The sequence below is a fragment of the Nitrosomonas eutropha genome, assembly GCF_003201195.1.
GTDB classification, from domain to species: Bacteria; Pseudomonadota; Gammaproteobacteria; order Burkholderiales; family Nitrosomonadaceae; genus Nitrosomonas; species Nitrosomonas eutropha.
Genome location: NZ_QICQ01000051.1, coordinates 1 through 7,611 on the forward strand (window position 1 = coordinate 1; position 7,611 = coordinate 7,611).

General features: G+C 47.2%; 7 protein-coding genes, 1 tRNA gene and 2 pseudogenes. 3 read left to right on the top strand and 7 right to left on the bottom strand.

Going from position 1 to position 7,611, the window contains the following annotated elements:
- Nucleotides 1–86: 86 nt before the first annotated feature.
- Nucleotides 87–179: transfer RNA gene (locus C8R14_RS12485), tRNA-Ser, on the bottom strand.
- Between the two features lie 174 nt (nt 180–353).
- Here C8R14_RS12485 and radA point away from each other — a divergent pair.
- Nucleotides 354–1,703, top strand: a complete 1,350-nt coding sequence (gene radA, locus C8R14_RS12490; protein WP_011634794.1) for a DNA repair protein RadA — start codon at nt 354–356, stop codon at nt 1,701–1,703.
- A 35-nt stretch (nt 1,704–1,738) separates the two neighbouring features.
- On the opposite strand, the gene C8R14_RS12495 is transcribed toward radA, so the two are convergent.
- Both C8R14_RS12495 and murI read right to left on the bottom strand, forming a co-directional pair.
- A complete protein-coding gene (locus C8R14_RS12495; RefSeq protein WP_011634793.1) occupies nt 1,739–2,695 on the bottom strand; it encodes a universal stress protein in 957 nt (318 codons plus the stop codon).
- Nucleotides 2,696–2,798: 103 nt separating this feature from the next.
- Nucleotides 2,799–3,605, bottom strand: coding sequence for a glutamate racemase (gene murI / locus C8R14_RS12500; RefSeq protein ID WP_011634792.1), 807 nt, complete (start codon nt 3,603–3,605; stop codon nt 2,799–2,801).
- A 130-nt stretch (nt 3,606–3,735) separates the two neighbouring features.
- On the opposite strand from murI, the gene C8R14_RS12505 reads away from it, so the two are divergent.
- Nucleotides 3,736–4,092: a hypothetical protein gene (locus C8R14_RS12505; protein WP_143000403.1), complete on the top strand. Its 357-nt coding sequence runs from the start codon at nt 3,736–3,738 to the stop codon at nt 4,090–4,092.
- Nucleotides 4,093–4,298: 206 nt separating this feature from the next.
- Here the strand turns inward: C8R14_RS12505 and C8R14_RS14325 are convergent, their stop codons facing one another.
- The 3 genes from C8R14_RS14325 to C8R14_RS12515 form a co-directional block, all read right to left on the bottom strand.
- Entirely contained in the window at nt 4,299–4,592 is a 294-nt protein-coding gene (locus C8R14_RS14325; protein WP_049753118.1) for a hypothetical protein, read from the bottom strand.
- A gap of 105 nt (nt 4,593–4,697) precedes the next feature.
- Nucleotides 4,698–4,904 carry a mechanosensitive ion channel domain-containing protein gene (locus C8R14_RS14460; RefSeq protein WP_049753117.1) on the bottom strand — a complete coding sequence of 69 codons (207 nt, stop codon included), beginning with the start codon at nt 4,902–4,904 and terminating at the stop codon, nt 4,698–4,700.
- A gap of 255 nt (nt 4,905–5,159) precedes the next feature.
- Complete coding sequence (locus tag C8R14_RS12515; protein ID WP_011634790.1) at nt 5,160–6,392, bottom strand: hypothetical protein; 1,233 nt, start codon at nt 6,390–6,392, stop codon at nt 5,160–5,162.
- Between the two features lie 425 nt (nt 6,393–6,817).
- Here C8R14_RS12515 and C8R14_RS12520 point away from each other — a divergent pair.
- Nucleotides 6,818–7,402: pseudogene (locus C8R14_RS12520) on the top strand (transposase).
- A 14-nt stretch (nt 7,403–7,416) separates the two neighbouring features.
- On the opposite strand, the pseudogene C8R14_RS13855 reads toward C8R14_RS12520, so the two are convergent.
- A pseudogene (locus tag C8R14_RS13855) lies at nt 7,417–7,611 on the bottom strand (IS481 family transposase); the annotation flags it as partial.

The window sequence follows — 7,611 nt, forward strand, 5'->3', positions numbered from 1 at the left end:
GTTGCCAATGAATGACTAGATATGCTGCTAGATTAAGTATTTGTGCGGGTTTGTTTGTTGACGGTGGGCATTAATTGCTATATCTTTGGCGGAGAGGGTGGGATTCGAACCCACGTGCCAGGAAATCCTGACCATCTGATTTCGAGTCAGCGCCGTTATGGCCACTTCGGTACCTCTCCGGAACTCTGTATCTTTTGAGGCAGCTATTTTATCAGTTTTTCGGCTTTTTAATAGGGATGCTGCCGAGTACCTGATATTACATACATATGCTGCGTTCCTGATGAAATATCCGAGTCGGGTGTAAAGCTGGAATATTGTTCTGCATCAGGAAATCCCAATCACGTAGTTTATTCATGACGAAACTCAAGACTCTTTATATTTGCAGTGCCTGTGGTGGTCAGGTATTGAAATGGCAGGGCCAGTGTCCGCATTGTCGTGAATGGAATTCGTTGACTGAAACTGTGCGGGAGAAAAATCTTCCGCATTTCATTCCGGATTCCGCGCAAGGACATGTGCTGAGTCTGAGTGAGGTCGAGGCGGAGGATATGCCTCGTTTTCTGACCGGGCTGTCCGAGTTTGACCGGGTGTTAGGTGGAGGCCTGGTACAGGGTGGGGTTGTTTTATTAGGAGGTGATCCCGGCATAGGTAAGTCGACACTACTGTTGCAGGCGCTATCCCGGATGTCTGCGCATCACCGAGTGCTATACGTCAGTGGTGAAGAGTCCATGCAACAGGTCGCGCTACGGGCAAAGCGTCTGACTCTGGATGCCACCAAAGTTGATTTGTTGACCGAAATTCGACTGGAAGCCATTCAGTCAACGTTGGTTGAGCATCGCCCTCAAGTCGCAATCATTGATTCGATTCAGACGATTTATTCCGAGTCGTTGCAATCGGCCCCAGGTTCGGTTGCCCAAGTACGGGAATGTGCCGCTCGCTTGACGCGATTCGCCAAAACCAGTGGTACTTGTGTTGTGCTGGTAGGACATGTGACCAAAGAGGGGGCGCTGGCTGGGCCGCGTGTTCTGGAGCATATGGTTGATACAGTACTTTATTTTGAAGGAGATACACACTCCGCTTTTCGTTTAATTCGAGCTTTCAAGAATCGTTTTGGGGCAGTGAACGAACTGGGTGTCTTTGCCATGACCGAGAAGGGATTGCGGGAAGTGAATAATCCTTCTGCCTTGTTTCTTTCGCATCATGGTGTGCGTGTGCCGGGTATTTGTGTGATGGTGACACAGGAGGGAACGCGCCCTTTGCTGGTGGAGATTCAGGCTCTGGTGGATGAGGCGCATGGATCAACCCCGCGTCGATTGAGTGTCGGGCTGGAACAGAATCGTCTGGCAATGTTGCTGGCAGTGCTGCATCGCCATGCCGGTATTCCTTGTTTTGATCAGGATATTTTTATCAATGCGGTGGGTGGAGTCAAAATTACTGAACCAGGCGCTGATCTGGCCGTGATGCTGGCGATTGTTTCATCTCTGAAAAACCGGATCTTGCCGGAGAAAACTGTTGTGTTTGGAGAAGTTGGTCTAGCGGGGGAAGTACGGCCGGTACAACGCGGGCAGGAGCGAATTAAAGAAGCAGCCAAACTGGGATTTACTCAGGCTGTTATTCCCAAGGCAAATCAGTCTAAACAAGTTATCAAAGGAATTGAAATTGTTACTGTAGAGCGAATCGAAGAAGCGATTCGTGCGCTTTTCTGATCAGGCAGAGCCCTGGTGTTGTTGGCACAGCTTGATCAGCAAAAGGAGGCTGCTGATACTCTGTCATCGCTCGACTCATAAACCTCAACGGGCACTACGCCACGTACCAATAGCAGCGGACAGGTTGTATTTCCAATAATTTGGCGTGTAACACTGCCATGGATTATGCGTTCAACACCTGAACGCCCGTGTGTACTCATCACGACCAGATCAGAGTCTTCCATGTGCATGGTACGGATAATGGCTTCAATCGGATCACCCGATGCAACCTGGTAATGAGAAAATACATTCGCCAGTTGTAACTGCAGCTGTATTCGCTCCAGATAACTGATCGCCTGGTGAGCGACAGATTGTTCCCCGGCAGATACTTGCTCATCTGGTTGCTCGTATCCAGGATGATTTGGCCTGACAACACGGATCAGAGAGATGGTTGCTCCCGTATTCTGTGCAAATTGACGGGCGATGGGAATGGCTGCTTCTGCCAGAGGCGTGCCATCAAGAGGTAGGAGAATAGTACGAGGTACAGAACTGGATTTTACCGCTATGGCAGCAGGTGCCAAAAACACGGGTGGGCGTGCGCTGCACACGACTTCGTCCGCCACGCTACCCAACAATGCCCGTCCCAGTCCGGTTCTTCCATGTGTTGACATGGCAATCAGATCGACAAAGGTTTCCTCTGCCAAGCGTAGTATGCTCTCGGCCGGCATTCCCGACAAAAGTCGATCCATTACGCTGAAGCCAATCTGATTGAGTTTTTGTGTAATGTCGTATAACTGTTTGCGTGCCTTGTCCTCTTTCGATACAACAGTCTGCTTTGATGTTGGCAAGCCGGGCGTATCTTCAACTTCATCCAGAGAGCGGGAAGTGGATGACAATGCTGTCATCAGCAGTAGCTCGGTCTGATCCGGCGTAATGAAACGCAGCAGATGAGGGATAACCTGTTCTGCCAGTTCAGAACCATCCAGTGGGATAAGTGTTCGTCTGATCATCATATATGCTCCCTGTTTACAGGCACCGGGTCAGTATAGATTCACTTGCACCTTATTTCTAGATAGGTATGGGATTATCTACGAGATCCGAAACGATGCGCTAACATCAAAGCCAGCGATAACATTTACCGCTTTTTCCCCACAGCAGCTCAATCTGTTGATGGTAAGCGGCAAGAGGCCCGCTGGTCCAAAATTCCTCGCTTCCTGCATGATCTCCGCCGGCAAGCAATCCCCCAGAAGAAAGCCTGCGAGCGACTTCTTTCGCTACAGCTGCGTCAGTTTTGATGATTGAAATATTTTCCCCGGCTACCTTGGAGATCAATTCAGACAAATGATTGTAATGTGTACACCCGAGCACGATGGTGTCGGCTCCTTTATCAAGCAGTGGAGAGATATACTGCTTCAGTAAGGCAATGGTCTGATCGCTGTTAAAATTGAGTGCCTCTATTTTGGTTACCAGATCAGGACAAGGCTGAATTTCGATTCTCACGTTTCTTGCAAAACGTTCTGCCAGCGCTGTGAATGAATTTGTTTGAAGTGTTCTGGGAGTTGCCAATACGCCAATTACCCCCGTGTGTGTGGAAAGTGCGGCAGGCTTGATCCCCGGCTCGACGCCGACAATTGGAATTGGGTAACAGGCTCTGAGCCTGGAAATAGCTGCTGTCGTTGCCGTATTACATGCTACGACAACAGCCTTGGCTTTGCGGGCCAGTAGAAATTCTGTGACTGCGCCCATTCGTTGGAATATGTAATTGTCTGATTTCTCTCCGTAGGGAGCATGCAGCGAATCTGCAACGTATACCATGTCTTCACTTGGCAGTAACTCTCTAATTTTTCGGGCAACTGACAACCCTCCTATTCCAGAATCAAAAATGCCGACAGGGCCGAAAGAAGCTATATATTTATTATCCATACAAAATCTGATCAGAACCGAAAAAGCCTCATAATTTCTCCTGATTAGCAATGAACGTCAACAAAGCTCGTCTGATGGATCTATGTGGCATATAGTAATCATGATTCATCCGGAAAGTGCGTGCTTTGCGATGAAAAATATTGAAGAAAGTGGATTTAAGCTAAACACCAGTAATAACCCGCGTCAGGGATCAAGGAAAACGATGGCGAATATCATAATTTCAGCAAAACCAGCGCGTATTACAATGAAGCAGATAGGGTTTATCGTATATGCCGAAGACTTTCTGAATGCTTGTAAGAGTTTTAAAATAGACAAGCCGTTTTCACCTGTAAAATACTACTTGGTTTGTCGCTCGGTAGAGTTGTCGTTAAAGTCGTATTTGCTATTTAAAAGCGTGTCAATTAAAAAAGTTAAATGTAAATTTAGTCATGATCTTCAAAAAATTCTGAAAAAATCAATAGAGCTTGGAATAAATAGGCGCAGTTGAAGGTATTACCGATGAAGAGCAGGCAGAAATTGAGAAAGCAAATAATTGGTATAACCGTAAAGGTTTTGAGTATTTTGACATCTAAAATACACTAGAAAGTAAAGATACATTGCCAAATTTGAGTGTCGTGTTTAATTTAGCAGATCGCCTTGTAAATAGTTGAAAACCAATTATCGAGCGGCAGTAGTATGGCCAGATTTTTCGAACTACCGTTGTTCAGGTGTCTGAATCATTACAGGTGCCTGGACTTCCCTGGCACCTGCTTCTCGAATGCCAAGCTTGCCACGCACAGTCATATCACTGATGAACTCGAACTGGTCACGCATATCGAAGGGATAGGCTTTGAGCTTGTAGTGCGAGCCCCACGGTACCTCTGCAAGTATGACCAATACAGGTTTCGTATAGTCCAGGAAGGCACTGGTCAATGCAATATCATGTAGCACAGTGCGTATGGCGGCTGCATTATGGTCGGCATCAAGATAAAAATCAGCTACATACATCAAGGTTTGTTGCCCATCGTTGGAATTGTTGATGTTGTTATTCCAGATTCTATCGTGCGCGATGGTAATAACGATGTTATCGTCAGGTGTGCGCAGCGTGATGGCTCATAAACCAACCTGTTGAACCTCGCCGTAATCATCCTCAATTTTCACCCAGTCACCGGGACGATAGGTACGCTCTAATATAGTAACCACACCCGCAATCAAACTGCTGGTCAGGTCTTTAAACGCAAAACCTATTGCAATACTGATGGCACCTGCAATAACCAGAAAATTCTGCAATGTGATATTGAAGATGATAGGAATTATCATTGACACTGCGGCAGCGAGCAAGCACAAGCGAGTAAAGGGTATGGCGGCAAGAAAGTACAGCCTTAACCTACTGGGCCCGTGTTTTGCCAGGATAGAAAGTAGCTTGTGGGAGAGAAAAGTCAACAACCACACAGAAACAACGATGACCAGAATTTGGGTAAGCTGATATCACCAATATCATTGACTAACTGGGATGCTTTAACATTTTTCATGCTTGAATCAGGCATATTTAGCTCGCTGAATTCTTGAAATTGGTCAAAAGCGCGCCATCGTCATGCCAGAGTTGGCCAGCGATGTCCAGATAACCGGGTCTGCTGTTGCCAGACAACGTATTTCATCGCCATGACATTCAACGAAGCCGGAGCGAATCAGGGCGACAATCAGGCTGGATTCTCCTGTGGCGGGGGGCAATACCGCTGAGAGCATCTGTTCGGGCAACGAGCCATGAATCAGCAAGGCTTGCGATAACAAACAGGCCGCGTGTTCATGCCCGCGAGGCAACCTTGGTGGCTGATTTCTGATTGTCCAGAAAACTATTCCTTTGTCGCCGGAGGCCTGCTGCTTTTCCGGTTCCTCGGTATTATCTGATTGATCATCACGTTCTGCTTCTGTCCGCAAGCTTCGACACCAAAGTTGCCAGGCTATCCAGGGTATGCCCCCACTATCATTAGCAAGCTGTTGCATGAATTTATCGGAAATTGTGCCATCTTCTTCACAGCGTAGTATTTCTTTGCCATTGTTATGATCACAGAAAGTAGCAGGTTGCTGGAGCTCTTCGGACATCAATTCGAGCAGCCACTTGCCAAGAATCTCAGCATTCATGGGTGCCAGCGAATCTGGCACGGGCAATACCAAATCGGCGTTAACGGCTTTTTTCAAATATACCCAGCACCAACTGTTACAAGATACGAGGCAGTGCCGTGAAGTATCCTGCAAAGCAGCCAACAGGGTGCGAATATATCTTAAGCCGCGATGGTGACGAATAAACCAGTCTTCAAGCTTTGGGATGACCAGCGGACCAGAGCCCGCAGGTATCGTAACTTTTACCAAATCTCCGGATAGCAATTCAGAACGATCTGGGGCAGCAAGCACATCCAGGCGATTACCTTCAGCCCAGCTTGTTACTCGGTTGGAATGATCACATGGTGGGAACACCAGCAATCGCAAGCGGTCGTTAGCGGAAGTACTGTTCATCCATTCCAGGTAAGCCTTGTCCAGTACCTGGAAAACGAAGTCACATTCAGGCTCAGTAGTAAACACGTGAATGTTCTCGATACTATCTTTTGAAAGCTGATCTTCTGTAACGGCTACTTCTGAATCTCGGTCTATTAGTTTTTTTAGAAGCGACTGGTACCAATCATCCAGACGGTTAACAACCGGTCCAGCTGGTCGAGCATAATTGTCGAGCGGTATGAGTTCAGGAAAATGCAGGTTGATTATCCCTTGCGCCCTGAAAAAATCAGGCAGCCCAGCCAGTGATAACAGCAAAGCGAGAGTGTAGAAGAATAAACCATCTATTACACGGTTTACACGAGCTCTGAATGTACTGAAAGCTGGTTAGGTTGTTAAACATGGCAATAATCGATCGAGAAATGACTGCATTCTGGTTCAGGCGGCTAAAAAAATCAAAGAACTTGGCCGTGTTTTGGCGCTTCAGTCGAAAGACGCTCAGAGATAAAGAGCAGCCTTGCGTGCGATTGAGCGAAATCCGATGGTGTAGGGCCGATAATTGCAGTGGCGCCAACGCCGTACCTGCTGCCTTTAACGTAAATTAAGATGGTTTAGATGCTGTCATTTTCACAATGGTCTTGTTGAGTTGAGTATTGCTAGGGTCTATTCCTGTTTAATCTCAATATTGATTTAAAGAAGCAAGCTCGTATCTTCGTAGCTCTCACCAGCAATACGCGCTTGCAATGTCCCGATTACTGCTCAATGCTGAGCTCTGGTCGAATCTGCTGCCCATTTTGCTTCACAATAACCTCTACAACAAGCAAGATTTGCGTATGACTGTCGAAGGCATATTGTACCGCATGCGTACCGGATGTTCCTGGAGAGATTTATCCAAGGCCTTCGGGAGCTAGCTGGAGCAAGGTTTATAAACGATTCACCGCCTGATCTGCCAGCGGAAAATGGCTCAAGGTATTTCAGGCTCTGGTGGTTGAGCTGGACATGGAGTGGGTTTTCATCAATGGTGACGATATCAAGGCTCACCAGTGTGGGCGCGGCTCAATCCATTGTTGCAGACATAGGCTATGACAGTCAGGCCATACGTGATTCAATCAAACAGCAAGGTGCCAAGGCAGTCATTCCAGGGAAGCGGAACTCCAAAACAAGTAATGTAGATCTGGACTGAGGGCTGTACTGATTCCGATACCTGGTAAAAAATGTTTTCGCACGGTTGAGACAGTTCCGGGCGGTGGCCTCGCGCTTTGGTAAACTCAAAAAACTACGAAAGCCTCGTGGCTATGGCTTGTGCCTTTCTGTGGTTACCAATGTGAAATGGGAGCAGGCCCTAGGTGTTTAGTCCCACGGTGTGCTGGAATGGGTCAAAGATAAAACGATCTGGCTCATTTTTCCAGATTTTGCAGATGTATTCATAGGGTGTTAGGCCTTTGAGAGCTTTTAGTCTTTTGGCGAAGTTATAAGCCATCACAAAGCGATGGAGATGGGCCTTCAGCTGATCGTGTGAGTCGTAATAATACCGTTT

Excerpts from the sequence above, each read along its gene's own strand:
- C8R14_RS14460 (WP_049753117.1), bottom strand. The coding sequence starts at position 4,904 with ATGATAATTCCTATCATCTTCAATATCACATTGCAGAATTTTCTGGTT.
- C8R14_RS14325 (WP_049753118.1), bottom strand. The coding sequence starts at position 4,592 with ATGTATGTAGCTGATTTTTATCTTGATGCCGACCATAATGCAGCCGCC.
- C8R14_RS12505 (WP_143000403.1), top strand. The coding sequence starts at position 3,736 with ATGAAAAATATTGAAGAAAGTGGATTTAAGCTAAACACCAGTAATAAC.
- C8R14_RS12495 (WP_011634793.1), bottom strand. The coding sequence starts at position 2,695 with ATGATGATCAGACGAACACTTATCCCACTGGATGGTTCTGAACTGGCA.
- murI (WP_011634792.1), bottom strand. The coding sequence starts at position 3,605 with ATGGATAATAAATATATAGCTTCTTTCGGCCCTGTCGGCATTTTTGAT.
- radA (WP_011634794.1), top strand. The coding sequence starts at position 354 with ATGACGAAACTCAAGACTCTTTATATTTGCAGTGCCTGTGGTGGTCAG.